Below are 26852 nucleotides of genomic sequence, written 5' to 3' on the forward strand. Positions count from 1 at the left end.
TCATCTGCCAGATCAGGGATAACTCATGCTGACGCTTTCCGGGGCGCAGTCCGCTGCATCTTTGGTGCGCGGACGACACGTCCGATTCCATTGGCCGTTGCTCGCCATGATCACGCTGGCGCTGTCCGGCTGCATGCCGGCGGCCGCGCCGCTTGTCATCGCCGACCCCGCCGATCCCGCGGCAAAGGTCACACGGACCGGCTATCGCTCCACGACTGCGCCCTACACGGGCTTGCGGCCTGCGACGCCGGCCCCATGGCGGGACCGCAACGACGCCGTCGCGCCACAACACAAGCAAGACCGGTAGGAGCGCGCCATGATACGCCATCTCGCTCGAGGTCTGCTCGTTCTTGCCACGTTCGCTCTGTCCGGCTGCGCGGCATTCTCGCCCGACGGCGGCATGACGACGGTTTCGGAGCTGACGAGCCGGACCGTCAAGAAGGATGTCGCCTTCGTCCGCTCGGCCGAGGGCGCGGAAGCCGTCGACGCAACCGTCCGCCGGCTGCTGTCGCGGATGCTGAGCATCGAGGCGGCCGTGCAGATCGCGCTGCTCAATAACAAGGGGCTGCAGGCCGCCTATAACGAGCTGGCGCTGGCCGAGACCGATCTGGTCGAGCAGAGCCTGCCGTCCAATCCGGTGTTCTCGGTCTCACGAATCTCGGGCAATGGCGCCAGCGAAATCGAACGCCAGGTGGTCGGCGACATCCTGGCTTTGGCCACGCTGCCGTTCCGCTCCGAGATCGCACGCGATCGCTTTCGCCAGGCGCAGTTGCGCGCAGCACTGGCGACGCTGCGGCTCGCGGCCGAGGTGCGGCGCGCCTATGTCCGCACGGTCGCCGACAACGAAATGGTGGCGCTGCTGACGGACGCAAAGGCGACGGCGGAATCGACCGCCCAGCTCGCCGTCAAGCTCGGCGAGACCGGCTCGGTCAACAAGCTCGACCAGGCCCGAGAGCAGGTGTTTTATGCCGAGACCACCGCCGATCTCGCCACTGCGCGCCAGGCAGCGACCAGCGCGCGCGAAAAGCTGGCCCGGCTGATGGGGCTGTGGGACGACGGCCTTGATTTCCGCCTGCCCAACGCATTGCCGTCGCTGCCGCGCCGGCCGCAGGCCCTGCCCTCGATCGAAGCCGATGCGGTCGCCCACCGCATCGACTTGCAGATCGCGCGGCTGGAGCTGGCGGCCCTGGCGAAATCGCTTGATCTCACCGAGGCGACGCGTTTCGTCACGTTGCTCGATCTCGCCGGCATCTCCCGCCGGACGCAGGATCCGGAGGGCGCGCCGTTCCGCGAACGCGGTTTCGACGTGCAGTTCCAGATCCCGATCTTCGACGGCGGCGAGGTGCGCGTGCGTCAGGCCGCGGAGACCTACAACCTCGCCTTCAATCGCCTGACCGAGCGCGCCGTCAACGTCCGCTCGGAAGCGCGCGATGCCTATCGGGTCTATCGCTCGACTTACGACATCGCCAGCCATTATCAGCGCGAGATCCTGCCGCTGCGCAAGATTATCACCGAGGAGATGCAGCTTCGCTTCTCCAGTATGCAGGTCGACATCTTCGCGCTCCTAACCGAAGCCCGGCAGCGCCTCGCCTCGCTGCGCGGCGCCATTGACGCCAAGCAAAACTTCTTCCTTGCCCAGTCCGAGTTGCAGACAGCCGTCAACGGTGGCGGCGCGGCTGGTTCTGGCGAGGATGGTCCAACCACAATTGCCGCGGCAGCACCTGCCGATGGCGGTCACTGACATGGAGACCAGCATGTTTTCCCGCCGAGGATTTTTGGGCACCGCCGCGCTTGTCAGCGCGTCGGCCGTCAGCGGCCGCGTCCAGGCAGCATCAATTCCGGAAGCAGCCCACATGGACAAGGCTGTGATGCAGCCGCCGCTGCACCCCAGCAGCGGTCCTGACTACCGGCCCGTCGTCACCTTGAACGGCTGGACGCTGCCGTTCCGCATGAACGGCGACTGGAAGGAATTCCATCTCGTCGCCGAACCGGTGGTGCGCGAATTCGCCGAAGGCATGAAGGTGAATTTGTGGGGCTACAACGGCCAGTCGCCGGGACCGACCATCGAGGCGGTCGAAGGCGACAAGGTCCGCATCTTCGTCACCAATCACCTGCCCGAATACACCACCGTGCACTGGCACGGCATGATCGTGCCGAGCGGCATGGACGGCGTCGGCGGACTGAATCAGCCGCATATCGAGCCAGGCAAGACCTTCGTCTACGAGTTCGAGATGAAGAAAAGCGGGACCTTCATGTATCACCCGCATTCGGACGAGATGGTGCAGATGGCGATGGGCATGATGGGCATGGTCGTCGTGCATCCGCGCGATCCGAATTTCCGGCCCGTCGATCGCGACTTCGTCTTCGTGATGAGCACCTATCGGATCGATCCCGGCACCTATCTGCCGAAGGTCAACGAGATGACCGATTTCAACATGTGGGCCTGGAATTCACGGGTGTTTCCCGGCATCGATCCCTTGGCCGTGCGGCTCGGCGACAAGGTGCGCGTGCGCATCGGCAATCTCAGCATGACCAACCACCCGATCCATCTTCACGGCCACAGTTTTGCGGTGACCTGCACCGACGGCGGCTGGATTCCGGAGAGCGCGCAAATTCCCGAAACGACCACCGACGTTCCCGTCGGCGCAGTGCGCGTGTTCGACGTCCTCGCCGACAATCCCGGCGACTGGGCGTTCCACTGCCACAAATCGCACCACACCATGAATGCGATGGGCCACGACATGCGCAACATGATCGGCGTGTCGCGCAAGGACCTTGCCAAGGCGGTCGGCAAGCTCGCGCCCGACAGCATGGCGATGGGCTCGACCGGCATGGCGATGGGCAACATGGAGATGCCTGCGCCCGATAACACGCTGCCGATGATGACGGGCGCCGGCCAGTTCGGCCCGATCGAGATGGGCGGCATGTTCACGGTGATGAAGATCCGCGAGGACCTCGCACGCGACGACTACCGCGATCCCGGCCCTTATCAATTCCCGCAAGGCACCGTCGCCTACGAGGTCGCCGCGCCCACGGCGGAGCCGGCGCGGCAGCCGGCCACGCCGGCGCACAAGATGAAGATGTAACCACGCGTTTCGATCAACCACCAACCGGAGACGACAATGACAAGAACAATCGGCACCGTGCTGGCGCTGGCCGCGCTTTCAATCGGGCCCGCCCTCGCGCACGAGGGGCACGACCATCACGGCTTCTCGGCCGGCGAACCCGGCGATCCCAACAAGCCCGCGCGCACCATCGAGATCGCGATGAGCGAAATGTCCTACGAGCCGTCCAAGATCGATGTCAAACGCGGCGAGCAGATCCGCTTCGTGCTGCGCAATGTCGGCAAGGAGGACCACGAATTTCTGCTCGCCACCACCAAGGAGAATCTCGCGCATGCCGAGGTGATGAAGAAGCACCCGCATATGGAGCATGACGACCCCAACGGGGTGCGCCTTGCCCCGAACAAGACGGCCGAGATCGTCTGGAAATTCACCAAGCCCGGTACTTTCGAATTTTCCTGCCTGATCCCCGACCATCGCGATTACGGCATGGTCGGCCACGTCACCGTGAAATGAAGACAATGGAGACATCAATGAAACCGATCATCCGCATCGCCACAGCGCTCGCGCTGACGCTGGGTCTGACCGTCGGCGCGGTGGCGCAGGCCGCTTCCATCAGCGGCGAGGTCAAGAAGATCGACGAGGGCGCCGGCAAGATCACGCTCAAGCACGGCCCTGCCAAGAGCCTCGGCATGGACGAGCCCATGACCATGGTCTACCGCGTCAAGGACCCCGCCATGCTCAAGCAGGTGAAGGTCGGCGACAAGGTGACTTTCGAGGCCGAGGAGGCGGCCTCGGGGTATACGGTGACCAGCATGCAGAAAGCAAAGTAGGGGCATCCCCCCTCAACTGTCATTCCGGGGCGCGCGTCTTGGCGCGAGCCCGGAATCCATTTCCCTCGACCCCTGCGGCACGATGGATTCCGGGCTCGCCCTCTGGGCGCCCCGGAATGACGACCGGATGCCCCCCGAAACACCCCGGTCTGACCTCCTCCCACCCCCTCCGTTAACCCTTTGCTAACCATACACCCGGCAAGAATTGCCGGGTGAAGTCGAGTGTCGTCAGCCGCGTAGAACGGGAGCTCCCGTGGACGCCAGTGCGGTGCCTCACTTTCGGAACGGCGGCCCATCGGCCGCCGCGCAGACGTTTGGGGCGCGCGGACGGCGGTCGCGCGGGGAGGCAGCTACCATGGTCGACGTCACCGCGGGACAGGGCGTAGGCGGCGGAAAGCCCGGGATCCCCTCCCTTTCCGAAATCGTCACCATCCTCAAGCGCGGCGACATTGCGCTGGCGCTCGGCATCCTCACCATCCTGGTGGTGCTGATCCTGCCGCTGCCCGCGATCGTGCTGGACCTGTTCCTGGCGATCTCGATCACGCTGTCGATCCTGATCCTGATGACCTCGCTGTTCATCCAGGCGCCGCTGGAATTCTCCGCCTTCCCGACCATCCTGCTGATCTCGACCATGCTGCGGCTGTCGCTCAACATGGCCTCGACGCGCCTGATCCTGTCGCACGGGCACGAGGGCACGGATGCGGCCGGTCACGTCATCGAAGCCTTCGGCAGCTTCGTGATGGGCGGCAATTTCGTCATCGGCATCATCGTCTTCGCCATCCTGATCATCGTCAATTTCGTCGTCATCACCAAGGGTTCGGGCCGCATCGCCGAAGTCGCCGCGCGCTTCCACCTCGACGCCATGCCCGGCAAGCAGATGGCGATCGACGCCGATCTCTCCGCCGGCCTGATCGACGAAAAGATCGCCAAGGAGCGCCGCAAGGCGCTGGAGGACGAGAGCGGCTTCTTCGGCGCCATGGACGGTGCCTCGAAATTCGTCCGCGGCGATGCCATCGCCGGCCTTCTGATCGTCTTCATCAACGTCGTCGGTGGCATGATCATCGGCGTTGCGCAGCAGGGCCTCTCCTTCGCCGACGCCGGCCGCAGCTACACGCTGCTGACCGTCGGTGACGGCCTCGTCACCCAGGTGCCGGCGCTGATCGTCTCGACCGCGGCCGGCCTGCTCGTCTCCAAGGCCGGCGTCTCCGGTGCCGCCGACAAGGCGCTGATGAAGCAGTTCTCCGGCTATCCGCAGGCCCTCGCGATGTCCTCGGCGGTCATGCTGGTGCTGGCGGCGCTGCCGGGCATTCCGACCATCCCTTTCCTGGCGCTCGGCGCCGGCGCCGGCGCGCTGGCCTGGACCGCGCGCAACCACAAGCGCACCACCGTCAAGGCCGAGGAAGCCGCCAAGGCCGCGCCCGCTTCCGGTCAGCCCGGAGCGCCGGGCGCTGCGGCTGCGGAGGAGCCGATCTCGGCGGCGCTGAAGATCGACGACCTGAAGATCGAGCTCGGCTATGCGCTCTTGCCGCTCGTCAACGGCCCCGACGGCACCGACCGCCTCACCGAGCAGATCAAGGCGCTGCGCCGCTCGCTGGCGATCGAGATGGGCTTCGTGATGCCGGCGGTGCGCATCCTGGACAACGTCCAGCTCGAGGCCAACACCTACATCATCAAGATCAAGGAGGTCGACGCCGGCACCGGCAAGATCTGGCCGAACCACTTCATGGTCATGGACCCCGGCGGCAGCCAGGTGCAGGTGCCCGGCATCCATACCACCGAGCCGACCTTTGGCCTGCCCGCGACCTGGGTCGATGCCAGCCTCAAGGAGGAGGCCTCGCTCAAGGGCTACACCGTCGTCGACGCCGCGACCGTGCTCTCGACCCACCTCACGGAGCTGCTCAAGGCCAACATGTCGGACCTGCTCTCCTATGGCGAGGTGCAGAAACTGCTCAAGGAGCTGCCGAAGGAGCAGAGCGAGCTGGTCAAGGACATCGTGCCGGCGCAGGTCACGGTCTCCGGCATCCAGCGCGTGCTGCAGCTGCTGCTCGCCGAGCGCATCTCGATCCGCGACCTCTCGACCATCCTCGAAGGCATCGCCGATTCGCTCGCCTTCTCACGCAACCCGGCGACCATGGTCGAGCATGTCCGCGCTCGCCTCGCCCGGCAGATCTGCGCGCAAAACACCTCCTTCGCCGGCTATCTGCCGCTGATCGCGCTGTCGGCGAAATGGGAGCAGGCCTTCGCCGAATCCATCATCGGCCAGGGCGAGGAGCGCAGCCTCGCCATGCAGCCCTCGAAACTGTCGGAGTTCATGACCGCCGTGCGCGAGGCCTTCGAGCGCGCCGCGCGCGAAGGCGAGGCGCCGGTGCTGGTGACCTCTGCGGCAATTCGTCCCTTCGTCCGCTCTCTGGTTGAGCGGTTCCGCGCCCAGACGACCGTGCTGTCGCAGGCCGAAATCCACCCCAGGGCGAGGCTGAAAACGGTCGGAAGCATCTGATTTGTCTTAAGAAGCCGTGTGTTTTTCGGCCACAGGCAAATGGTTTTTGAGTTCCTGGCGCCTTATCGACCAAATGCTGACAAGGCGCCTTACATGCACATTACAGCGTTGAAATCATTAGTAAATCTAGCGACAAACCGCTGCTTTTGATCGCGATCTTTCACGTCCTATCACGCTCTTGTGATGGCCTCTTGGGAACGAATCCTCCCAATACTAGGTTGTTGGGCACCGGAAGCATGAACCTGCCTGAACAGGCCGGCGACTACTTCGGGTAGGTGGCGGCAGGAGGCTTCCATGAACCACTCGATCTACAGCGCGGATCGCTCGACCCATTTGAAGATCGTGGTCGTAGCCCTCGTCGCAGGGATCGCGGTTGCTGGCTTCGGTATCACGGCCCGCACTGGTTCGGACGACGGCCTCACTCAGACCGCCCGCGTCATCAAGGCCGGCAAGCCGGTTGTGATCACCAGTTCTGACGTATCGCTGGTTCGCTAGGGAGATTTTGAGTTTTAAGGAATTCACGCGGCTCTTTACCAGCCCCCCAAAGTCGCCACGTGGATATGTAGACGACCCCAACCCCAAGTCGACTACAGAAAGCGCCCGCCCCCCACGGGCGCTTTCTCATGTCTGGGTATGTCGGGTCGTTGCGGCGCACTCGTTTCAAACTCGCCAATCTCTCCTCTCGTGTCCCGGACGCGCTGCAACGCCCTTGCGTTGCTGCGCAGAGCCGGGACCCAGAAGGCCATCGCATTCGCTGATGCATGGGCCCCGGACGCAGCGCTCCGTCGAAGAGACGCTGCGCTGCGTTCGGGGCACGAGACCTGAGTTTCCGCGGACAACTGCCTCCACATCGTCATTGCGAGCGCGGTGACTTGTCCGCCGAAGCCTTGGCGAAGGCGGAAGCAATCCAGAGTCTTTCCGCGGAGGGACTCTGGATTGCTTCGTCGCAAGGGCTCCTCGCAATGACGAGTTCGAGGTGGCGACGTCGCTCTTTCAATCCGCATCTTCATCGCTGACACACCATCGCATCCTCGCGGCTCATCTCGCCCGAGTTTTGTCCGTTGCCTCACCCTCATCTGAAAGAGGGCGCAGGGAAGGCCGGGTGCCCGGCTGGCACCCGCGGTCCACTGTGCGATGGTTGCGCTACAAGAGGCTGCACAGCGGCATACAGGTGAAGCCGAAACATCCGGCCTTCCCTGCGCAGTGGTTTGACGGCTTATGTCGCGATCTCCCCGGGGAGCGATGCACTATTGCCCCCGTCGCCTCGCAGATGACTGATGTGCGCATCCGGTTGGACATCGCACATCACCACGAGCCTTGGCGCACAGGCTCCGGGCGCCAGGACCACACGATTTTGCCGTACGCCGATCACACCGGTCGTTTGCGCGGCGGCCTCGCTCACGGTTGCCCGCCCTGCAAAGCCCGTCGCGCCGATGTGACTAGCGTCCACCGCCGTCCGGCCCGCGTCGTGACGATCGCGATACGCCCCTCTTCCTTGGGCCGGGTTGCCGCGATACATACGCCATTTCCGAATTTCGGTAAAGCGGAATATCTTTGGCGTGAGGAATTGACCAATCTTTGGCGTGTTTTGCCCGTCGAGGCTGGGCAAGAATTGGTCGTTGGCGCCCTCAGGCCGGAGCGAACCGGCCGATTGCTAGCCGTGGCTGTATATTGGCCCAGAAGGCCCCTAGAGCAACCTGGATGCCCTTCAGCAGGGCTGCGAGGGTGGATCGGCAAGGAGCGAGCGTCTTTGCCAGCGCAGCCAGAAACGCGTCGAACCCAAGGATGTTGAGCACGCGTGTGAAGTTGTAGCAGAGCGCCATCAGGCTCCACTCGCCGCGGACCTTGTCGAAACCGCGGACCAGGAAATGACGGTAGCCGGCACGGCATTTGAGCGTGCCAAACGGATGCTCGACAATCCCCGAACGACGGCGCATCAGCTCGCCTGCGCCCTGCATCCGCGCGCGGTGACGTTCAAGAACGTCTTCATGCTCCCAGCGACCGATCGTCCGGTTGGTCGCGTTCGACGCGAGGCAACAGACCTTGAGTGGGCAGGTCTTGCAGGTCGCTCCGCGCGCCGCGTAGCGGATCTCGATGCGGCCACTGGTGTTCTTCTGCCTGCTCTTCATCGGATGTAGCTGATGGCCGGCGGGACAACGGTAGGTGTCGGATGCGCCATCATAGTTGAAGTCCTTGAGGGCGAAGCGGCCTTGCTTCTCGAGCCGGGCGTTGCCCTCCGGCACCGGAACATAGGCCGTGATGCCATCGTCCTCACAGGCCTTCAGTTCGCGACTGCTGTAATAGCCCTCATCTGCCAGCGCCTGCAGGGCCTTGACCTCAAGGGACTCCTTTGCCGCTACGGCCAGTGCATGTAGCTGGCCGACATCGCTGCTGTCGTTCACCACCTCGCTGGCGACAATGAGCTTGTGCTTGTCGTCGACTGCGGTCTGCACATTGTAGCCTGCAACCCCTTGGCCGCTCTTGACCAGAAGCCGGGCATCCGGATCTGTCAGGGACAGCTGCGTCTGGTCATTCTCTTCCAACCGAACAAGATCGGCTTGGGCGCGCGAGCGCTTTGTCATCAGCGCCGCAACCTTCTCGCCGATGTCGCCACCATCTCCGTCGTCGCCATCGGCCCCATCCTTGCCCGGCTTCTTGGCTTCCGCGGCATCATTGTCCTCAAGAGACTTGCCGTAAGCCTCGATCTCCTGGTCCAGCTTTGCGATCTGATCGGCAAGCCTCTTGCGCGTAAAGATGCTGGCCTTGCTGGCGTTGCCATGGAAGAACGAGCCGTCAATCGCAACAACGCTGCCGCCGACAAGACCGAGCTCGCGCATCAGCAGCACGAAGCTGCGGTTGGCCGCCTTCAGAGCCGCCCAGTTCTCTTTGCGGAAGTTGCCGATCGTCCGATAACCCGGCTTCAGATTCTTCAGAAGCCAGATTAGTTCCAGATTGCGGCAGGCCTCCCGCTCTAACCGACGCGACGACCTGATTTGGTTGATGTAGCCGTAAAGGTAGAGCTTCAGCAGATCGGCCGGATCGTACGGCGGCTGGCCGGCCCCTTCAGCCTTGCGGCCCGCATGGCGAAAGCCGAGTTTGGCAAGGTCGAGGACATGAACGAAGCTCTCGATCGCCCGGACCGGATTGTCCGGCCCGACATAGTCCTCAATCCGAGCGGGAAGCAGACTGGGTTGCTCCCGGCTCTCTCCGGTCTTGAATGTGCGATTCGCCATAAGACGAATCCTACATCAACTCCTGAGATCCAACGTTCTTGCCCAGCCTCGTCGGGCAACGCAAGGGCTTGTAGATAAGGCGTGACTTTGCTCGGCCAGGCCAGAACGAAAGAGGCCGCCAGTTGAGGCGGCCCCCATCGTGCGCATGATTGCGCGTTCTAGTGCTTGATCTTGCCGGGCGCGTAGCCCGATGCGCCGGGATGTGCCGTCACCGATCCGGTGGTCTGCATCTGATGGCCGGGAGAATAGCCGGAAGCGCCATGCGTGCCTGACACCGGGCCGCTGGTCTGAAACGAATGTCCCGGCGAAAAGCCCGATGCGCCACCACCACGCGCATGAGCCGCGGACGTCACGACGGCCAACGCAGCTGCGATTACCAACATCTTTTTCATTTGAGCCATCCTTGGTTCTTCTTAGATCCCCTGTCAGTCCATCGATTCGATGGGCTTTCCATATCGGGAAAAAGTAGAAATAGGCCGGTGTGTTCCAAATATGTCGCCGCAATGTTCATTAAATGAACGGAACTCGACGGCTGCGGCTTACTGCTCGATATTTTGGGGAAAAATCGCTGGCGTCCGCGCTGTCGCCAACGCCTCGGAGGACCATTGCAGCCTCGAGACGGGCCTGATCGGTATTTGGGACCAGGCAAACGATTTAATCAGGAAAATCTAGCAATCAGCTGGTTCGCATCTTGCGTCACGCCATCGAAGTCCTGTCCTCAGGAGGTGACAAAGCGGACATTGTTTTCGCCGCATTTATCGTTTCGTTTGATGGATGGGTAAACGGCCGAGCTCATCGACGCGGTGCCCCATAGGTCGGCGGCGGCGCCTGCACCGTTGGCGCTGCCGCAGCGAACAGCTCATCCTTGCTGCCTGAGAGCGGCGGGTAGATGCGCTTGCGGTTGATGGTCTGCTTGGTCGCCTTCGCAGCCTCGCCCGTCGTCCGCACCTCGCGATTCCATCCTTCCGTGTAGAGCGCACCCCAATCGCCGAGATCGAGCACGGTGACGTACCAGTCGATCCTGAGCGGCAGCATCGGCCGGCCGGCGAGATCGGCCACCACATTGTGGCCGGCGAAGCGGCCCATGGGGCGGGCGAACTGGCAGGACATCACGGTCGGATGCAGGCCGTCGATCACGCTAGAGGCGACGTCGCCGGCGGCGAAGATTCCGGGCAGATCGGCGACCCGCATGAACGGATCGACCAGGAGGCGCCCGAGACGATCGCGCGCGCCCGGAAAACTTTCAGCGAGCCGGCTTGCGCGCATGCCGGCGCACCAGATCACCGTTCGCGCCGGGATGAACTCGCCCGAGCTCAGGCGAACACCTGAAGCCTCGACCGACGCGACGCGCACGCCAAGCCGCGTCTCGATCCCAAGCGACGATAGCGCCGTCTCGATGACGGGGCGTGCTTGGTCACCGATCGTCGCACCGACAGCGGGATTGGGATCGACCAGGACGATGCGACGATCGCCGGTGATGCCGACGCGCACCAGTCGGTCGGGCATTTCGGCCGCAACCTCAATGCCGGTGAAGCCGGCACCGACCACTGCGATCGTCGACCGTCCCGGCAACGGCGCACTGCGTCCGAGCGAAGTGAGATGCTCCTCGAGGCGAAGCGCTGCAGCATAGGTGTCGACGTCGAACGCATGCTCGGCGAGGCCCGGAATATCGGGACGCATCACCTCGCTGCCAAGCGCAAGCACGAGGCGATCGTAGTTCAGCGTCTCCTTGCCGCCGCCCGTGACCAGCGAGATTTCACAGCGCGCCGGATCGACCGCCTTGACCTCGCCGATCCCGTGCGTGACACCGATGGGATCGAGCAGCTGCGACAGCGGCAGCGCGACCCCGCTGAGGTCGACCTCGTAGTTGCGCACGCGGATGTTGTGGTAGGGATTGCGGTCAATGAGATGGATCTCGATGTCGCGGCCGGCATCACCGATCGCCTCGCGCAGACGCGCGGCACCGATTGCCGCCCACAGGCCTGCAAACCCGGCGCCGAGCACGACGATACGCGCCATGTCCGTTGACTTCGCTGCTTCCAAGGATCCGGTGATCCGACCCGCGTGGGCAGATATAGCTCATTCAGCCGGATCGACCAAATGCGGGCAGCCGAGCGCCGCTGCAGACCTCACCCCTCGCGCAGTTCCGACGGCGTCGCGCCAAAGCGCTTGCGGAAGGCGCGGTTGAAATAGGACAGATCGGAGAAGCCCGAGGAGTGCGCGATGTCGCTGATCTTGCGCGCCCGCGCACGGGGATCGCCGAGCAGTTTGCGCGCCAGCAAGAGACGCTGCTCCAGCACGAATTCGGTGAAGGTGGTGCCGGCCTGTTCGAACAGCCGCTGCGCCTGGCGCGGGCTGAGGCCAGAGCGGGTTGCGACCTCGGACAGGCAGAGATCGTTGCGGCTGAGTGCGGCCATCACGTCGGCGCGCATGAGATCGAGGCGGGCCGCCGCATGGCCGCGGCCGCGCGCGAGCGCAGCGTGCTCGGCGTCGGTGCCGAGCAGGAGGCCGACGAGATCGACCATGTGCTGCGCGGTCAGGCGCTGGCCGACGGCGTCGAGATGCGGTGCGTGATGAGCGGCAAGGGCGTGATAGCGGAAGATGGTCTCGGCGACCGCGCCGTCGGACAACACTTGCGAGAGCTTCTCCTCGGCGCGCGGATTGATGTCGAGCAGCGCGCGGCGCGGCATGCGGATGGTGGTGAAGCGGTTCTCGTCGGTATGGCCGACGCTGCCGGTGATGCTCATGTCGGCCAGCACCATCTGCTCCGGCGCGAGCTCGACGGTATGGCCGTTCTGCCGGACGCTGACGAGGCCGGCATGCGCGGCGATCAGCACGAGATCGTCGCTGCCATCGGCGAGGCCGCTCTGCGTGCGGGAGTATTGCGCGGAGGCCCCTTCGGGAATCGCGAGCGTGATGTTGTCGACCACGCTGACCTGCAACCGGCAATCAATGCTGTCGCCATGGCTCGGCCCGATCTCGAGGCCACAGGCCCCCAGGGCCCGATCGCGCCAATGTTCGAAGGCCGGACCCTGCGGCAGGCCCGCATATTGGTGAACAAAGATGCCCGGCGACTTGGCTGCATCCATCTGATTTCTAGCCCCTCTCCGGCACCATGATCAGCCGTGCCGACTGCAAATTCCGGGCATTTGACGCCGCGAAATGGATGGAGGTTCAAATCAGCGGCGGATTTGGCGGGACTTGTCGGATTGCGACGGCGAAATGGACCGTGGCGACAGGTTTGTGCGCGGTTCGCAGGCCTCAAGGTCGTACTCGCGAAAGCCAGGACGACGATGGAGAGCTACTTCTTTGCGGGCGCCTGCGGCTGGGAGGGCGGCACGGTCTCGATCAGCTTGCCAGAAAACACTGGCGCCGAGGTTGGCTGCCCGTTGGGCGAGCCGCCCGATTGCTCGACGGTGACGGCATAGGTCGCGCCGTTGACGACATCGGCATCGTAGCCGGCGAGCACCGGGCGCGCGGTGAAGTCGCCGGCGCCGATTACACCCAGCGAACGCGGCCGCGGCAGCCTGTCGGAGATCAGCCAGAGCTCGAAGCTCTTGCCCGGCTCCGGCGGCGCGCCGACCTTGCGCACCGTGAAATTCTTGGTGGCGCCATCGATGGTGAGGATGAAGGCGGGACCGCCGCTCTGGCCCTGCAACAGCGCGACATATTGCGCGGGCGAAGACAATGGCGTGGCCGGTGTCTTCACCTCGACCGTCTGGATGCGCGGTGCGGGCCGTAGCGCGCCCGGCAGCGCATCGGGCAGGAAGATCTGAAGCGACAGGGTCACCAGCAGCGCGGCCGCAAGCGCGCCCATGGCGGAGGCGATCGTGCGCCAGCGCTTCACGTGGCCCTGCAGCCGGATCACCTTGGTGTTGTCGACGACCGGGATCTGCGTCACGGGCACGATGCGCGGATCGGGCGCATGAGTCTGCGGAATGAATTGCGGCGCCATCTCCGGAATGACGTCGGCGTCGGATTGCGCTGAGGTCGGCGGCTGCACGATCGGCGACGGAGGCTGTTGTGCTGGAGTCTCCGGCGAGACAGGCTGCGATGAAGCAATCTCCGGCGGCGGCGGTGGCGCATCCGACAGCACCGGCGGCGCCTCGGGCGAGCCTTGCTGAGACTCCTGCGTCGATACAGTCTGCGCGATCTCGCGCCTGATATTCTCCCACACGATCGGCCGCGGCTCGATCGTGCCGACCATCTGGTTGAGGGCGCCGAGCCGGTATTCCCAGGCCCGCACGATTGCGGCGAACCCCTCGTCCACCGCCATCATGGTCTCGACCTGCGCGCGCTCGCCGGCATCGAGTGTGCCGAGCGCATATTCCGCGGCGAGCGCGATATGGTCCTCGCTATAGGCCATCAATAGCAGTCCAACACCACCCTCATAATCCGAGGCACTCCCGGATATCCAGCATGCTGCGCCGAAGCCACGTCTTCACCGTGTTGACGGGCGCTGCGAACTTCTCCGCCAATTGTTCGCGGCTCCAGCCGTTGTAATAAGCGAGAAGCACGAGCTTCTGCCGGTCCGGCTCGAGCCGGCCAATACATTCCAAGAGCCGCTTCAACTCCTCGGACATCTCCCGGCGCGCCAGGGGATCCGGACTGTCGGAGGCGACTTCCATCGCCTGCGGCTCCTCCTCGAGCGAGGCTTCCGTCTTCTTGCGCACGATATCGATGGCGCGGTTGCGCGCGATCGAGGCCATCCACGTGATCGGCGAGGACAGCGTCGGATTGAACTGGCCGGCACTGTTCCAGATCTTGACGTAGGTCTCCTGAATGACCTCCTCTGCGAGATCCTGTCGGCGCAAGATACGGAGCACGACGCCGTAGAGTTTCGCGCGCGTGGCGGCGTAGAGGCGCTCGAACGCGGCCTGATCGCGCCCCGCGACCGCCTCAATCAGCCCGACCAGCTCTGCTGGCGTCAGCATTCAGCCCCCCAACGCGCAGCCCCGTCGCATCCCGCACGGACCCCGTCGCTCCACCACCATAGCGCGCGGCCAAGCCCGTCACCAAGAGGCGGCGCGCCACACTGTGGACAGGACACGCAAAAACCCGGACCTTGCGGGTCCGGGCTCGCAAATTCTCTGATGTCTTGATCGCGGGCTGCCGCTTACGCGACGGCGCCGATGCGGGAGCGCATCAAGCCGATGCTGTCGAGATCGGCCTGCTCGCGGGCATTTTCCTCGGCGCGCTCGCGGGCCTGGTCGCGCTCGTCCAGCAGCTCGACCTTCTTCAGCTCCTCGAAGGCCTCACCGAGCGCAGCCTTGGCTTCCTCGAGCTGGCCCTTCAGCTCGTCGGCCGAGCGGGTCAGGTTCTCGCGGCGCTGGATGGCGGCCTTGGCATAGGTCGGATAGGCGAAATGCGCGGGATCGTTGATCCCGGCGCGGTCCTGCTCGGTCTGGATCTCGCGTTCAAGATCGACCGACATCCGCTGGAAATCGGCGATCATGGACTCGATCTGGGCGACCCGGCGGCGCTTCTCGTCGACCTGAAACTTCTTCAGGCGAATGAGGGTATCACGTGACTTCATCGACTCGTACTCCCCAGAAGTCCCTTGGCTGCAGGATATACACACATTGGGACGGCACCGGTCTCCCCACTGGCCCCGTTTGGGCCAAGACCGGCTCTGCTACTCTGTGGGAACGGATGATGACGCGACAAAGTTAGCGTTCCGTTTCCAAATTACCGAGGATTTGCGCCAACTGCCGGTAGCCATCGGCCAGCGAGGCATTTTCGTCCTTGCGTTGGCGCAGGAAAGCTTCCAGCGGCTCGTGCAGGCGGATCGCCTCGTCGACCTCGGGGCTGGAGCCGGCCCGGTAGGCGCCCAGCCGGATCAGTTCCTCCATGTCGGCATAGGTCGCCATCACCGCCCGCGCCTTCTGGATCACCGGCCAGAACTGCGGATCGGCCGATTTCGGCATGGTGCGCGAGACCGATTTGAGGATGTTGATGGCGGGGTAGCGGCCGCGCTCGGCGATCGAGCGCTGCATCACGATATGGCCGTCGAGGATGCCGCGGACGGCGTCGGCGATCGGCTCGTTGTGATCGTCGCCGTCGACCAGCACCGTGAAGATCGCGGTGATGGCGCCCTCGCCCAGCCCCGGGCCGGCGCGCTCCAGCAGCTTCGGCAGCTCGGTGAAGACGGTCGGCGTGTAGCCCTTGGCAGTCGGCGGCTCGCCGGCGGACAGGCCGATCTCGCGCTGCGCCATCGCAAAGCGCGTCACCGAGTCCATCAGGCAGAGCACGTCCTGGCCCTCGTCGCGAAAATATTCGGCGACCGCGAGCGTGAGGTACGCCGCCTGCCGCCGCATCAAGGCCGGCTCGTCGGAGGTCGCGACCACCACGACGGAACGCGCGAGGCCCTCTTCTCCAAGGTCATCCTGCAGGAATTCCTGCACCTCGCGGCCACGTTCGCCGATCAGGCCGATGACGCTGACGGCGGCATCGACGTTGCGCGCCAGCATCGACAGCAGCACGGATTTGCCGACGCCAGAACCAGCAAAGATGCCCATGCGCTGGCCGCGGCAGCAGGTGAGAAAGGTGTTCATCGCGCGCACGCCGAGATCGAGCGGGCTGCCGACGCGCTTGCGCGAATGCGCCGGCGGCGGCGTATTGCGGAACGGCATCGGCGAAGCGCCTTGCGGCAACGGCCCCTTGCCGTCGATCGGCTCGCCCAGCGCATTGACGACACGACCGAGCCAGGCCGACGACGGACGCACCAGATTGGCGGCATTGGCGATCACGGCCTTGCAGCCGCGACGCACGCCCTCAAGCCCGGCGAACGGCATCACGACAGCGTTGCTGCCGGAGAAGCCGATCACCTCGCAGGGAATGCAACGGTTGGCGCCGGTCTCGATCACCAGTCGCGCGCCGACCGACATCGCGTGGATCGGGCCGGCCACCTCGACCATCAGACCGCGCACGCCGACGACGCGGCCATAGATGTTGATGCCGTCGATGTCGCCGATCTGTTCGGCAAGAGCCTTCATAGAGCAGCCTTCATTGCTCAGCCTTCATAGGACGGCCATCATAGAACGCGCCTTCATCAGAGGACCTTCATTAAGATGGTCCACCTTCGATATCCGGGCCTTCACGGTGAAACTCTTAAGTTTCGCCATATTTCTGAACGGCGCTTAACTTCGTGTTTACCCGCATCATTAATCATTGCGTCACTGTCTTTGTGACTGAGCGTGGCTCCCCTTCAGAAGAAGGCTGAGTCGCGGGAGTCGGTTAGGCCCGTCTCTTAAAGTGGAACTTGAACGGAATCGGGTAACGAAAGCTGCTTCGCGCGCAAGACCTTAGGGCGATTCGACAAAAATTGCACCGGGGGGACTTGCGTTCCAGAATCAGGATTTGTTAACCATCTGTTGTCAGGATCCGAATCAGTTGTTCAAAGGCGTTTTGTTGAGTGCCGCGAATGCGGCCGACCTGACGCCCAGGAGCGGCGACTATGGGGAACTGGCATGCGCGTTTTGCTGATTGAAGATGACAGCGCCGTCGCGCAGTCGATCGAGCTGATGCTGAAGTCTGAGAGCTTCAATGTCTACACGACCGATTTGGGGGAAGAAGGCGTCGATCTCGGTAAGTTATACGATTACGACATTATCCTTCTCGACCTTAACCTGCCCGACATGTCCGGTTACGACGTGCTCAAGCAGCTTCGGGTCTCCAAGATCAAGACACCGATCCTGATCCTCTCCGGCCTTGCCGGCATCGAGGACAAGGTCAAGGGTCTCGGCGTCGGCGCCGACGACTACATGACCAAACCCTTCCACAAGGACGAGCTGGTTGCCCGCATCCACGCGATCGTGCGCCGCTCCAAGGGTCACGCCCAGTCGGTCATCCAGACCGGCGACCTCGTCGTCAACCTCGACACCAAGACGGTCGAAGTCGGCGGCCAGCGCGTGCACCTGACCGGCAAGGAGTACCAGATGCTGGAGCTGCTCTCGCTCCGCAAGGGTACCACCCTGACCAAGGAAATGTTCCTCAACCACCTCTATGGCGGCATGGACGAGCCCGAGCTGAAGATCATCGACGTCTTCATCTGCAAGCTCCGCAAGAAGCTGGCCAACGCTTCCGAAGGCCGCAACTTCATCGAGACCGTGTGGGGCCGTGGCTACGTGCTGCGCGAGCCGCACGAGGCCGACGAGCGCATCCCCGCCTGATCCGTTCACGTCGCGAGCCCCTGTCGGGCTCGCTCCTCCCAGCCTGGACCCCGCCGCAAATGGCGGGGTTTTGTTTTTTGGGATAGCGTCAGGTGCCGGCGAGGGACGGCGCCATGAAGTCCGGCTTCCAGACCGGGCTGCGCGCGGCTGCCTCGCGCAGCCGGCCGATCATCGCGTAGCCGATGACGAAGCCGAACGCGAAAGTCGGCAGCACGAAGGACAGCAGGAACGCCCCGGCGGAGACGTGGTCGACGATCTCCATCACCGGCATCGAGATCATCCGGTGGATGGCGAGCAGCAGCCACAACATCACCGTCATGCCGGCACCAAAGACCAGACCATCGCGGATCCGCCGCGTCTTGCGCGACCGCCTGCCCCAGGTCGAATCCTGCACCAGCAGCGCGGTCATCGCCCCGACGCCCCAGGGGAAGATCAGAAGCGGCAGCTCGCGCAGGACGACGTCGGGATAGGATCGATCGGGAAACTGGTAGTAATCGAACGTTGCCTGGATCGGGAAGAAGATCAGGGCGCTACAGAGACCGATCGACAGGATGAATCCCACCGGCAGGTGGCCGAAGATGGTCTCGTTCGCAAAGCCGTAATACCTCTTGAAATAGTAGATCAGCCAGAAATTCAGGATGAACTGCAGCGGCGTCGTGACCAGCGTCCGCAGCACGCCGGCGGCCTGGTCTCCGGGAACGTGAATGACCTTGCCGGAGCCAAGCAGCCACAGCAGGCACCAGCCGAAGGTGAAGGCGGCAACGGTTGCCACGAACTTCGCAATTCCGGGCGGCGGCGGCTCCAGCGTGAAGCCGATCGCGCCCAGCCTGCGCTGGCTGCGCGCCAGCGTCCATTCGCCGGCGAGCGCGGCGCGCGCTGCGAACAAAAGCAGATTGTTGAGCAGCGAATCCATGTCCTTGCGCAGATCCTCCAGCATGCATCCCGCGGCGGTCTGTGCGGCGAGCTGAAGCTGGCTGACCGCGCTGCGGCGGGTCGAGAGCTGGTCGAGCGCCTGCCAGTCGTCAGGCTCGACCCGGCTGTCCTCCATGATCCCACCATAGATCTCGGCGCAGCTCTTGAGCACGCGCACGGTGCGGAAGCAGAGCTGGTCGTAGACCGCGAGCAGCTCCGCATAGAGCTCGGAGTTGCGATCCATGAAGGCCTCATGCTCGGAGGTCCAGCGCTCGAGATGGAGCATCAGCGCGGAGATCTTGAGGAAGCGCGACTGGATCGCGGTCGATTGCGTGGCGCGGAAGTCGTCGATCTGGTAGCCGATCCTGGACAGCTTGCGCTGCAGGCTCGGCATGTCATCCGGACCAACCTGGAACGGCGCCGCAGCCAGCACGTCGCGCAGCGCGAGTGCGCGCACAGGTATCCCGGCCAATCCATGACAGAACGTCCGCCACGCTTTCGGCGCGAACGGAACGAGCCAGGCGAGCATCAGCAGCCAGACCGCGGCGAGCGGCGACAGCTTGTCCGGAAGGACGGCGTAGATCACCAGGAACGGCGTGACGAACACCGCGAGGCCGAGCAGAAACAGCGGACGCGTCGTGAACGAGCGGGTCCCCTTCAGCGTGTGAAACCTGAACCAGTAGAACAGCACGACCAGAAGCGGTCCGCCGAACGACTCGAAGATTGCATTCAAGGATTCTACGACATGAGCAAGCGGCACGATGAACTCCTATTGCTAGGGTTCGCTGTTGAAAGGCGCGCCGGACACAGCGGCATCCGGCGACGTGCGTGAGCGTCACGCAGCCTGGGCGACCATCTTGGCCTTCTGGACCAGGAGATCGATATTGTCGGGGGCCAGCGCAATCGCGCTGTCCATATCGTTCTGGGCCTTCGCCACGTCCTTGATCTGGGCATAGGCATTGGCCCGCGACACCAGATATTTCGGCTCGTTCACGTCGGTCGCGATCGCCGTGCCGAAGGCCTTGATCGCCTCCTCGACATAGCCGCGCTTGTCGTCGGTGCCGGCCGCCGTCATGCTGACGATGCCCTTGATCCAGTAGAACTCGGCGCTCGTCGGCTTGAGCTTGATCGCTTCGGTGATGTCGCTCAGCGCGTTCTCGTAGAGACCGACCGTGACGTTGAAATTGGCGCGGCGCACGAAATATTCCGGCTTCGCCGGATCGAGCTTGAGCATGTAGGCGAAGCTCGCGGCGGCCTTCGGAATCTGCTTCTGCTTGTGCTGGAGCGTGCCGAGATCGAAATAGACTTTCGCGAGCCGGACCGAGAGCTCGGAATCGTCGGCGAGGAGGCCATGCAGCTCCTGCCCGCGCCGGGTCAGGTCCTCAAGCGCCTCGATCGTCATCGGGGTAGTCGGCAGCGCCTCCATGAACTCGTCGCGGCGTCGTTGCAGCATTTCCTTCGAGGGGCGCGCCGCCTCGGGCGGCAGTGCCAGCGGCTGCGGCGCCTCGACGTCGAAGATCCTTCCGTCCGGCGAGCGCATGTAGAGGACGGGAATTCCCCACTCCACCCGCGACTTCTCCTGGATGAACTTGCGCGCGAGCGTCACCGCATCGTCGATCGGACGGTTGCCGGCGAGCGCGGCGTAAAAGCCTTCCGACATCGAGATCGCGGCGTTGTCGGTGATCGGAAACTGCATCGCCACCACGGCCGGCAGCCATCCGGTCTTCATCAAGCCGATCGCCGGATTGCCGAAGCGGTCGCCGACGTTGATCCTCGCGCTCTCGCAGCAATTGAGCACGATCAGGCGCAGGCTGCGCCGCGCCCCCGTCAGCATCATCGCAAGGTCGGAGGCGAACTTCTTCACCGGCCTGCCGTCCTCGTCGACCATGACGACGAAGCCGCTGGCACCGGCGCCGGGCGAGGCTTCCTCGACGCCGCCATGCCCGATGAAGTGGAAGATATGCCATTCGCCTTCGAGCAGCTTCTTCATCAGGTCCTTGCCGGTGCCGCCGGGGACCCACTGGAAATCAACCTTGCCTTCGTGCTGGAGCGCATCGATGCCCTTGTTGATGCGGTCGCGCTCCTTGACCACGTTGAGCTTCGGCCATTCGCTGGTGGAGGGATCGGCGATCATGCCGAGGATGCGCAGGGGTCCCTTGACACCCATCCGGCTGACGCCGCCTGCCGTCTCGAGATAGCGCACGATCGGGCGCGTCAGGCTGACGAAGCCGGGCATGTCGTCTTCGTCGTAGAGATATTCCCACGGCAGTCCGGCAAGGTCGGCCGCCTCGATGCGCAGCTTGATCCTCAGATCCTGCGCCGCGCCCTTGCTGCGCTCGTAGATCCGCTGGATCGACGGCACGTCGGTGAAGACGCTGCGGAACACGCCGCGGCCGAAATCGCGCAGCACCTGCTCGCCGCGCGTGGTCGGGCCCTGGCGATTTTTCTCGTCAATCTCGAGGACGGCGTTTTCCAGTTCGCCCCGCAACTTGGCCAGTTCGCCCGGCGCGGAGAACCAGAACTTGACCTGGCTCTTCGGCGCCTCGCCCGCCGGCGACCTGACGACCCGGCCGTAATATTGCTGAGGGCCGCCGCCCACCGGCAGATCGGAGCCGATCTCGAGCTCGAAATCTTCGTATTCGGCAACGGGCATTTTGAGCCTCACTCAACAAGATCTTGATCTGAACGAAGCATCCCTCGAATGAGCGCGGCCGGTCGAAATCACGTCGGCCGCAATACAATGCCTCGGACTATCGCACACAACCAGGAGAGGCATTTGTGAAGCATGTCTCATACAGCCCGAAAATTTGTGCGGCGCCCCGCGCGCGCCGCGGAGCCCGCTTGTTTCTGGGGATCGAACCTGCCGGCCCCGTGCAGCGACCAAGCGATCGTGCCAGAATTCGCGCGCGCCAAATTCGGACCTCCCCATGATCCTGCAATCGCTCGCCGGCCTGCCCGCCTTCCTGGTCTATTTCTGCACCGGGTTGGTCGCGATAGTGGCATATCTGTTCGTCTACACGCGGATCACGCCGCACAACGAGTTCCAGCTGATCCGGGACAACGATCCTGCCGCAGCGATTGCGCTCGGCCTTAGCCTGCTCGGCTTCGTCGCACCGCTGTTCAGCGCGATCGCGCATTCGGCCAACGTGCTGGACTGCCTGATCTGGGCTATCATCGCGCTGATCGTGCAAATCGCCGTCTTCTACATCGTGAAAATTCCGGTGCCGAACCTGTCGGGGCGGATCGCCGCCGGCGAGCTCGCGCCCGCCATCTGGCTCGGCCTGTCCTCGCTTGCCGCGGGCCTCCTCAACGCCGCCTGCATGATCTACTGACATGGTCGCGAAGTGACATGGTAGCGAAGTAACATGGCCAACAAGCCGCCCAGCCAGGAGTTCGGCAAGCGCCGGCCGCGCCTGCCGGCGGACCTGCCGCTGCCGCCACGCGAGCCGGTGAAGCGCTCAGGGCATGTGGCGCTGCTGGTGATGGGGACGATTGCGGTCGGTACCACGGCCTTCGCGTTGATGCCGCGGCGAACCTGCGAACCGACGCCTCCCGGAGCGACAGTCTCCGGGGCGACAGTCGCCGGGACAACGGCGCCTGCGCAGGCCAGCACCAATTGTAGCAGCAGCTCATCCGGCGGCAGCGGCTCGCGCTGGTCGTCGCGATCAGGCTTCTACAGCAGCGACTCGTCAAGTCATTCCTCGTCGGGTGGCTCGTCCGATGGAGGCTCCGGCGGCGTCACGCGCGGCGGCTTCGGCTCGTTCGCGCATGCTTTCTCGGGCGGCAGCTGACGCGCGAGGTTTTGAATTCAACGCCGCGCACCGGTCTGTTTTAAAGCGCGCGGGAGGACACACCATGAAACGCTCGCGAAGGGTCATGCTCACGCTGATGGGAAGCGCCGCGGTCAGCACCGTCTCGATGGGATTCACGAAACGCGAGCGTCCCTGCGGCTCCGGGCTCGAAGCCGTGCCCGGCATCGACGGCGAGCCGTATTGCCGGCCAAGCTATGGCGGCTTCGGCGGCACGCTGCATCGCATGCACGGCCATGGCGATCATGGGCACGCCGGTCACGGGCATGGCGGCCACGGCGGCGGCTGACACATGCAACGCATCCCTTGTCCCGAGCGCGACGACTGGCAACAGACCGCCGAGCAATGCGGCTTCGCCTTCCACACCATCGACGGCGAGCGCTATTGGGACGAGCGCGCCTATTACGCCTTCTCGCTCGACGAGATCGAACGCGGCATCGAGACGCCAACCGGCGAAATCGACGCGATGTGCGTTGAACTCGCCGGCCGTGTGATCGGCGACGAGCAGCACCTGCGGCGCTTGAAGATTCCGGAGGCATTCTGGGATCTCATCACGGAAAGCTGGGAGCGCGATGACCGCAGCCTCTACGGCCGGCTCGATCTGAAGTTCGACGGCGAAGGTCCGGCAAAACTGCTCGAATACAATGCGGACACACCGACCTCGATCTTCGAGGCCGCGGTGTTTCAATGGACCTGGCTGGAGCAGGCGATCGAACGGCGCATCATCCCTGCGCGCGCCGACCAGTTCAATTCGATCCACGAGCGGCTGATCGAGGCCTGGAAGCGGATCGGCGCGGGTCACCATCTGCACCTCACCGGCACCACCGGCAACGAGGAAGACGCCGGCACGCTTGCCTATCTGGAAGACACCGCGCGTCAGGCAGGCCTGTCGACGACGCTGCTCGACATCGAGCAGATCGGCTGGCGCGACGTCGGCGGCTTCGTCGATCTGGACGATCGCGACATGGAGCTCGTCTTCAAGCTCTATCCCTGGGAATGGATGTTCCACGATGCCTTCGGCGCCAAGCTCAAGGAGGCACCGACGCGCTGGATCGAGCCGCCCTGGAAGGCGGTGCTCTCCAACAAGGGCATCCTGCCGCTATTGTGGGAGATGTTTCCGAACCATCCCAATTTGCTGCCGGCCTTTTTCGAGGATGACCCGCGCGCCGCCGAGCTCGGCAGCTCCTATGTCCGCAAGCCGCTGCTGTCGCGCGAAGGCGCCAATGTCACGCTGGTCTCTGGCGGAATGTCGCTCGACGAGCACGAAGGCCCCTATGGCGCCGAAGGTTTCGTGCGCCAAGCGCTGTCACCGCTGCCGAACTTTTCCGGTGTCTATCCGGTGGTGGGAAGCTGGCTGGTGAACCACGAGCCCTGCGGGCTTTCGATCCGCGAGGACGAAAGCCCGATCACGGGCAACAGCTCGCGATTTCTGCCGCATGCGATCCTGTGAAACGCCGCTCGCGCACCCACCGGTGAAGGCGCGCGAGCGCGAAGATCATCGCGTCGGATCAGGGTGTCTTGACGATGAATCGTCCATCATACAGGAAGGCGCCCTTGAACCCGCTTTGCACACTCTCAAAGCCGCCGGTGCCGGTCGCGTTCGCGTACATTCCGGTGCCCGACAGGATCGTGTATTCGCCCTTCGCCTTGCCGTCCTTGATCGCACCGGTGTAGCGCGCCGTGATCGAGGAGCCATCGTCGAAGGTGTAGGTGCTGTAGCCGAACATCGGCCCCGAGCCCTTGAGCAGATCACTGGAGTTGACGAAATCCTTCACGGCAATTCGGCCATCCTTGAAGACGGCGACGCCGAACATCTTGCCGGACATGACAGTCTGGCCTTCGACATTCGCGACCTCGGTGACCTTGACGTCCACCGGCCTGGTGACGAGCTTGAATTCGAGCACTTGCTCGCCGGCGCGAGCAGTCGTCGGCAACGAAACGGCAATCAGTAAGAGGTACGAGGCACAAGACATTCGCATGGTATGTCCTCCTCAAATTCGTTCATGATGGAATGGAATCCCGCCTCGGTTGAGTGGGACCATCGGCAGCATAGCACAACCTTCAGATGCTCATGGAGTCGCGATCATGCCGCATCGCAGCGCAATCTCCGTTGCGCGGTAGTGGAGTAATTCGCGAGCGCTCAAACGCTGTGCAGCGTCGCGCACGATGGCGAAAGATATCTCGTCAGATGTTGCCGATCGGCGACAACGACCGCGCTCTCGCGGAGCGCCCGTCGTTCGGCCATCTCACCTTGCCGCGGCGACTTTCAGCGGCTGCGGCATCAAGCCGCCCATCGGGCGGCCGGAGCGCGCGGGGTTGAGCTGATAGAGACCACGCCGATCGGAGATGGGGCGGAACACATCGGTGATGCCGACGACGGATTCCGCAGCACCCAGGAGCAGCGTGCCATCGGCTTCCAGGCCCTTCGCCATCCGCTCGAAGGTCACCGCCTTGGTGTCCTGATCGAAATAGATCAGCACGTTGCGGCAGAAGATCACGTCGAACGTGCCGAGATGGGAGAAGTCCTGCAACAGATTGAGCTGACGGAATTGCACCATCGCGCGGACATCGGCGTTGAGCTGCCAGACATCGCTGCATTGGGTGAAATATTTCATCAGCAGCTGGATCGGCAGGCCGCGCTGCACCTCGAACTGGCTGTAGACGCCGGCTTTGGATTTCTCCAGCACCTCCTGCGACAGATCGGTGGCAACAATCTCGATGCGCCAGCCGGCGAGCGCCGGGCCCATCTCCTTCAGGCACATCGCGATCGAATAGGGCTCCTGCCCCGTCGACGAAGCCGCTGACCAGATCCGTAAGCTCTTGCGCGCGGCGCGGGCCTGGATCAGGCCGGGCACGATGCTGTCGCGCAGATGATCGAACGGGATTTTGTCGCGGAAGAAGAAGGTCTCGTTGGTGGTCATGGCCTCGACCACGTCGGTCGCGAGCCGGCCATCGCCGTTCCTGATCTTGAGAACGAGATCGGGAATGCCAGGCAGACTCGCCTTGCGGGCCAGCGGCAGCAACCGGCTCTCGACCAGATATTGCTTGTCGGGCGAGAGATCGAGACCGGAGCGTTCTTTCAGGAACTTGCGGAGGTAGTCGTAGTCCGCGGGCGTCACGAGCGGTCTCCCGCGAACAGGCGGGTGACCTTGGCGCCGATCTGGTTGAGCGGCAGGATCGCCGCGCAGATGCCGGCATTGGCGGCCGCCCCCGGCATGCCCCACACCACGCTGGAGGCTTCGTCCTGCGCGATCACGCTGCCGCCGGCGGCAACGATGTCCTTGCCGCCGCGCATGCCGTCCGAGCCCATGCCGGTCAGGATCACGGAGAGAATGTTGCCGTGCCAAACGTCGATGGCAGAGGTGAAGAGCGGATCGACCGCGGGCTTGCAGAAATTGACCGCGGGACCGTCGTCGAGCGCGATCGCGGCCTCCATGCCGTTGCGTACGACGCGCATGTGCTTGCCGCCGGGCGCGAGATAGATCCGCCCCGGCTTGACCGGCTCGCCATCAACAGCCTCGGCTGCCGGCTTGCGGCTCGAACGCGCCAGATGCTCGGCGAGAATGGTGGTGAAGGTCGGCGGCATGTGCTGGGTGATTAGCACCGGGAAGCGATCAATCACCGGGCCCAGCTCGGTGACCAGCGCCATCAGCGCCTGTGGGCCACCGGTCGAGGAGCCGATCAGCAGCACCTTCGGCGCCTGGGTCGAGAACGGACGCGTGGAGAGCGAACCGGACGATGGAGCATGCGCGGCCGGAGCGGGCGCGGCAGGCCGAGCGACAACGGGCGCACGCGCAGCCGGTGCGGCAGGGCTCGCGGGCGCCAGCGGCGGGCTCGCCACGGCCGGTTTCCGGCGCAGCCGCGCACCGAGGTGGCGGATCTTCTGGATCAGGTCGTGATGGAAGATATCGGCGGCCGACGTCTCGCGCGTCGATTCCGGTTTGGGAATGTAGTCGGCCGCGCCGAGCGACAGCGCCTTGAAGCTGATCTCCGCATTGCGGCGGGTCAGCGTCGAAGCCATGATGATGACGAGATCGCGCTTCTTCGCCAGCAGTTGCGGCAACGCCGAGATGCCGTCGAGCTGGGGCATTTCGATATCAAGCACGGCGACGTCAGGGTTGATGCGTTCGAGCTGGTTGACCGCCTCGAGTCCGGTGCGCAGCGACGCCGCGACCTCCATGTCGTGCTCGGCGCCGATCCAGCGCGAGATCAGACCGCGTATGACGACGGAGTCGTCGACGATCATCACTCGCAGCGGCCCGGCTTCGCGCGACGGGCTCATGATCGAATTACCTGCGAACGCCACACTCATTACTCACCAACTCAGACTGACAC

General features: G+C 64.1%; 26 protein-coding genes. 12 read left to right on the forward strand and 14 right to left on the reverse strand.

What is annotated here, in order from left to right; translation table 11 throughout:
* Window positions 1-25 precede the first annotated feature (25 nt).
* The 7 genes from XH89_RS31000 to XH89_RS31030 all read left to right on the forward strand — a co-directional run bounded on the left by XH89_RS31000 (window position 26) and on the right by XH89_RS31030 (window position 6887).
* Window positions 26-307, forward strand: coding sequence for a hypothetical protein (locus tag XH89_RS31000; protein ID WP_194464133.1), 282 nt, complete (start codon window positions 26-28; stop codon window positions 305-307).
* 9 nt (window positions 308-316) lie between these two features.
* A complete protein-coding gene (locus tag XH89_RS31005; protein ID WP_194464134.1) occupies window positions 317-1741 on the forward strand; it encodes a TolC family protein in 1425 nt (474 codons plus the stop codon).
* Window positions 1742-1754: 13 nt separating this feature from the next.
* Window positions 1755-3086, forward strand: coding sequence for a multicopper oxidase family protein (locus tag XH89_RS31010; protein ID WP_194464135.1), 1332 nt, complete (start codon window positions 1755-1757; stop codon window positions 3084-3086).
* Window positions 3087-3122: 36 nt separating this feature from the next.
* Window positions 3123-3578: a cupredoxin domain-containing protein gene (locus XH89_RS31015; protein WP_194464136.1), complete on the forward strand. Its 456-nt coding sequence runs from the start codon at window positions 3123-3125 to the stop codon at window positions 3576-3578.
* A gap of 17 nt (window positions 3579-3595) precedes the next feature.
* On the forward strand, window positions 3596-3895 hold the full coding sequence (locus tag XH89_RS31020; RefSeq protein WP_194464137.1) for a copper-binding protein: 300 nt from the start codon (window positions 3596-3598) through the stop codon (window positions 3893-3895).
* Window positions 3896-4250: 355 nt separating this feature from the next.
* A complete protein-coding gene (gene flhA, locus XH89_RS31025; protein WP_194464138.1) occupies window positions 4251-6392 on the forward strand; it encodes a flagellar biosynthesis protein FlhA in 2142 nt (713 codons plus the stop codon).
* Window positions 6393-6686: 294 nt separating this feature from the next.
* Window positions 6687-6887 carry a hypothetical protein gene (locus XH89_RS31030; RefSeq protein WP_194464139.1) on the forward strand — a complete coding sequence of 67 codons (201 nt, stop codon included), beginning with the start codon at window positions 6687-6689 and terminating at the stop codon, window positions 6885-6887.
* Between the two features lie 721 nt (window positions 6888-7608).
* Here XH89_RS31030 and XH89_RS41435 read toward each other — a convergent pair.
* From XH89_RS41435 to fliI, 9 genes are all read right to left on the reverse strand, one after another.
* Window positions 7609-8001 (reverse strand): hypothetical protein, encoded by a 393-nt coding sequence (locus tag XH89_RS41435; protein WP_246767666.1) that lies wholly within the window; start codon window positions 7999-8001, stop codon window positions 7609-7611.
* A gap of 19 nt (window positions 8002-8020) precedes the next feature.
* The gene (locus tag XH89_RS31040; protein WP_194464140.1) at window positions 8021-9625 is read right to left on the reverse strand and encodes an IS1182 family transposase; all 1605 of its coding nucleotides are present in this window, start codon (window positions 9623-9625) and stop codon (window positions 8021-8023) included.
* 158 nt (window positions 9626-9783) lie between these two features.
* Window positions 9784-10017 (reverse strand): hypothetical protein, encoded by a 234-nt coding sequence (locus tag XH89_RS31045; protein WP_194464141.1) that lies wholly within the window; start codon window positions 10015-10017, stop codon window positions 9784-9786.
* A gap of 400 nt (window positions 10018-10417) precedes the next feature.
* On the reverse strand, window positions 10418-11644 hold the full coding sequence (locus XH89_RS31050; protein WP_194464142.1) for an NAD(P)/FAD-dependent oxidoreductase: 1227 nt from the start codon (window positions 11642-11644) through the stop codon (window positions 10418-10420).
* Between the two features lie 110 nt (window positions 11645-11754).
* Window positions 11755-12714: an AraC family transcriptional regulator gene (locus tag XH89_RS31055; protein ID WP_194464143.1), complete on the reverse strand. Its 960-nt coding sequence runs from the start codon at window positions 12712-12714 to the stop codon at window positions 11755-11757.
* Window positions 12715-12926: 212 nt separating this feature from the next.
* Window positions 12927-13991 carry an anti-sigma factor domain-containing protein gene (locus XH89_RS31060; RefSeq protein WP_194464144.1) on the reverse strand — a complete coding sequence of 355 codons (1065 nt, stop codon included), beginning with the start codon at window positions 13989-13991 and terminating at the stop codon, window positions 12927-12929.
* A gap of 22 nt (window positions 13992-14013) precedes the next feature.
* Window positions 14014-14559, reverse strand: a complete 546-nt coding sequence (locus XH89_RS31065; protein WP_194464145.1) for a sigma-70 family RNA polymerase sigma factor — start codon at window positions 14557-14559, stop codon at window positions 14014-14016.
* Window positions 14560-14741: 182 nt separating this feature from the next.
* Window positions 14742-15161 carry a flagellar export protein FliJ gene (gene fliJ, locus XH89_RS31070; RefSeq protein ID WP_194464146.1) on the reverse strand — a complete coding sequence of 140 codons (420 nt, stop codon included), beginning with the start codon at window positions 15159-15161 and terminating at the stop codon, window positions 14742-14744.
* Window positions 15162-15294: 133 nt separating this feature from the next.
* The gene (gene fliI / locus XH89_RS31075; protein ID WP_194464147.1) at window positions 15295-16620 is read right to left on the reverse strand and encodes a flagellar protein export ATPase FliI; all 1326 of its coding nucleotides are present in this window, start codon (window positions 16618-16620) and stop codon (window positions 15295-15297) included.
* Window positions 16621-17094: 474 nt separating this feature from the next.
* Here fliI and ctrA point away from each other — a divergent pair, with 474 nt between their 5' ends.
* Window positions 17095-17796 carry a response regulator transcription factor CtrA gene (ctrA, locus tag XH89_RS31080; protein WP_016848562.1) on the forward strand — a complete coding sequence of 234 codons (702 nt, stop codon included), beginning with the start codon at window positions 17095-17097 and terminating at the stop codon, window positions 17794-17796.
* An 88-nt stretch (window positions 17797-17884) separates the two neighbouring features.
* Here ctrA and XH89_RS31085 read toward each other — a convergent pair whose 3' ends face one another.
* Together XH89_RS31085 and XH89_RS31090 are read right to left on the reverse strand one after the other, a co-directional pair.
* Window positions 17885-19468 carry a hypothetical protein gene (locus tag XH89_RS31085; RefSeq protein ID WP_194464148.1) on the reverse strand — a complete coding sequence of 528 codons (1584 nt, stop codon included), beginning with the start codon at window positions 19466-19468 and terminating at the stop codon, window positions 17885-17887.
* A 75-nt stretch (window positions 19469-19543) separates the two neighbouring features.
* A complete protein-coding gene (locus XH89_RS31090; protein ID WP_194464149.1) occupies window positions 19544-21361 on the reverse strand; it encodes a CHAT domain-containing protein in 1818 nt (605 codons plus the stop codon).
* A 274-nt stretch (window positions 21362-21635) separates the two neighbouring features.
* Here XH89_RS31090 and XH89_RS31095 point away from each other — a divergent pair, with 274 nt between their 5' ends.
* The 4 genes from XH89_RS31095 (at window position 21636) to XH89_RS31110 (ending at window position 23967) form a co-directional block, all read left to right on the forward strand.
* Window positions 21636-22040 carry a DUF350 domain-containing protein gene (locus XH89_RS31095; protein ID WP_194464150.1) on the forward strand — a complete coding sequence of 135 codons (405 nt, stop codon included), beginning with the start codon at window positions 21636-21638 and terminating at the stop codon, window positions 22038-22040.
* A 33-nt stretch (window positions 22041-22073) separates the two neighbouring features.
* Window positions 22074-22499, forward strand: coding sequence for a hypothetical protein (locus XH89_RS31100; protein ID WP_194464151.1), 426 nt, complete (start codon window positions 22074-22076; stop codon window positions 22497-22499).
* Between the two features lie 64 nt (window positions 22500-22563).
* Entirely contained in the window at window positions 22564-22806 is a 243-nt protein-coding gene (locus XH89_RS31105) for a hypothetical protein (RefSeq protein ID WP_194464152.1), read from the forward strand.
* 3 nt (window positions 22807-22809) lie between these two features.
* Window positions 22810-23967: a glutathionylspermidine synthase family protein gene (locus tag XH89_RS31110; RefSeq protein WP_194464153.1), complete on the forward strand. Its 1158-nt coding sequence runs from the start codon at window positions 22810-22812 to the stop codon at window positions 23965-23967.
* Between the two features lie 58 nt (window positions 23968-24025).
* On the opposite strand, the gene XH89_RS31115 is transcribed toward XH89_RS31110, so the two are convergent.
* The 3 genes from XH89_RS31115 to XH89_RS31125 form a co-directional block, all read right to left on the reverse strand.
* Complete coding sequence (locus XH89_RS31115) at window positions 24026-24451, reverse strand: hypothetical protein (protein ID WP_246767667.1); 426 nt, start codon at window positions 24449-24451, stop codon at window positions 24026-24028.
* A gap of 312 nt (window positions 24452-24763) precedes the next feature.
* Window positions 24764-25636, reverse strand: coding sequence for a protein-glutamate O-methyltransferase CheR (locus XH89_RS31120; RefSeq protein WP_194464155.1), 873 nt, complete (start codon window positions 25634-25636; stop codon window positions 24764-24766).
* Window positions 25633-26829, reverse strand: a complete 1197-nt coding sequence (locus XH89_RS31125) for a chemotaxis response regulator protein-glutamate methylesterase (RefSeq protein WP_194464156.1) — start codon at window positions 26827-26829, stop codon at window positions 25633-25635. Before XH89_RS31125 ends, XH89_RS31120 begins: the two co-directional genes overlap by 4 nt.
* Window positions 26830-26852 lie beyond the last annotated feature (23 nt).

It is taken from the genome of Bradyrhizobium sp. CCBAU 53340 (assembly GCF_015291645.1).
Classification (GTDB): domain Bacteria; phylum Pseudomonadota; class Alphaproteobacteria; order Rhizobiales; family Xanthobacteraceae; genus Bradyrhizobium.

Coding starts and splice junctions, on each gene's coding strand:
- XH89_RS31000 (WP_194464133.1), top strand. CDS start 26: ATGCTGACGCTTTCCGGGGCGCAGTCCGCTGCATCTTTGGTGCGCGGA.
- XH89_RS31045 (WP_194464141.1), bottom strand. CDS start 10,017: ATGAAAAAGATGTTGGTAATCGCAGCTGCGTTGGCCGTCGTGACGTCC.
- XH89_RS31030 (WP_194464139.1), top strand. CDS start 6,687: ATGAACCACTCGATCTACAGCGCGGATCGCTCGACCCATTTGAAGATC.
- XH89_RS31005 (WP_194464134.1), top strand. CDS start 317: ATGATACGCCATCTCGCTCGAGGTCTGCTCGTTCTTGCCACGTTCGCT.
- XH89_RS31125 (WP_194464156.1), bottom strand. CDS start 26,829: ATGAGTGTGGCGTTCGCAGGTAATTCGATCATGAGCCCGTCGCGCGAA.
- fliI (WP_194464147.1), bottom strand. CDS start 16,620: ATGAAGGCTCTTGCCGAACAGATCGGCGACATCGACGGCATCAACATC.
- XH89_RS31050 (WP_194464142.1), bottom strand. CDS start 11,644: ATGGCGCGTATCGTCGTGCTCGGCGCCGGGTTTGCAGGCCTGTGGGCG.
- XH89_RS31015 (WP_194464136.1), top strand. CDS start 3,123: ATGACAAGAACAATCGGCACCGTGCTGGCGCTGGCCGCGCTTTCAATC.
- XH89_RS31055 (WP_194464143.1), bottom strand. CDS start 12,714: ATGGATGCAGCCAAGTCGCCGGGCATCTTTGTTCACCAATATGCGGGC.
- XH89_RS31110 (WP_194464153.1), top strand. CDS start 22,810: ATGCAACGCATCCCTTGTCCCGAGCGCGACGACTGGCAACAGACCGCC.
- XH89_RS31060 (WP_194464144.1), bottom strand. CDS start 13,991: ATGGCCTATAGCGAGGACCATATCGCGCTCGCCGCGGAATATGCGCTC.
- XH89_RS31020 (WP_194464137.1), top strand. CDS start 3,596: ATGAAACCGATCATCCGCATCGCCACAGCGCTCGCGCTGACGCTGGGT.
- fliJ (WP_194464146.1), bottom strand. CDS start 15,161: ATGAAGTCACGTGATACCCTCATTCGCCTGAAGAAGTTTCAGGTCGAC.
- flhA (WP_194464138.1), top strand. CDS start 4,251: ATGGTCGACGTCACCGCGGGACAGGGCGTAGGCGGCGGAAAGCCCGGG.
- ctrA (WP_016848562.1), top strand. CDS start 17,095: ATGCGCGTTTTGCTGATTGAAGATGACAGCGCCGTCGCGCAGTCGATC.
- XH89_RS31090 (WP_194464149.1), bottom strand. CDS start 21,361: ATGCCCGTTGCCGAATACGAAGATTTCGAGCTCGAGATCGGCTCCGAT.
- XH89_RS31100 (WP_194464151.1), top strand. CDS start 22,074: ATGGCCAACAAGCCGCCCAGCCAGGAGTTCGGCAAGCGCCGGCCGCGC.
- XH89_RS31040 (WP_194464140.1), bottom strand. CDS start 9,625: ATGGCGAATCGCACATTCAAGACCGGAGAGAGCCGGGAGCAACCCAGT.
- XH89_RS31105 (WP_194464152.1), top strand. CDS start 22,564: ATGAAACGCTCGCGAAGGGTCATGCTCACGCTGATGGGAAGCGCCGCG.
- XH89_RS31010 (WP_194464135.1), top strand. CDS start 1,755: ATGTTTTCCCGCCGAGGATTTTTGGGCACCGCCGCGCTTGTCAGCGCG.
- XH89_RS31065 (WP_194464145.1), bottom strand. CDS start 14,559: ATGCTGACGCCAGCAGAGCTGGTCGGGCTGATTGAGGCGGTCGCGGGG.
- XH89_RS31095 (WP_194464150.1), top strand. CDS start 21,636: ATGATCCTGCAATCGCTCGCCGGCCTGCCCGCCTTCCTGGTCTATTTC.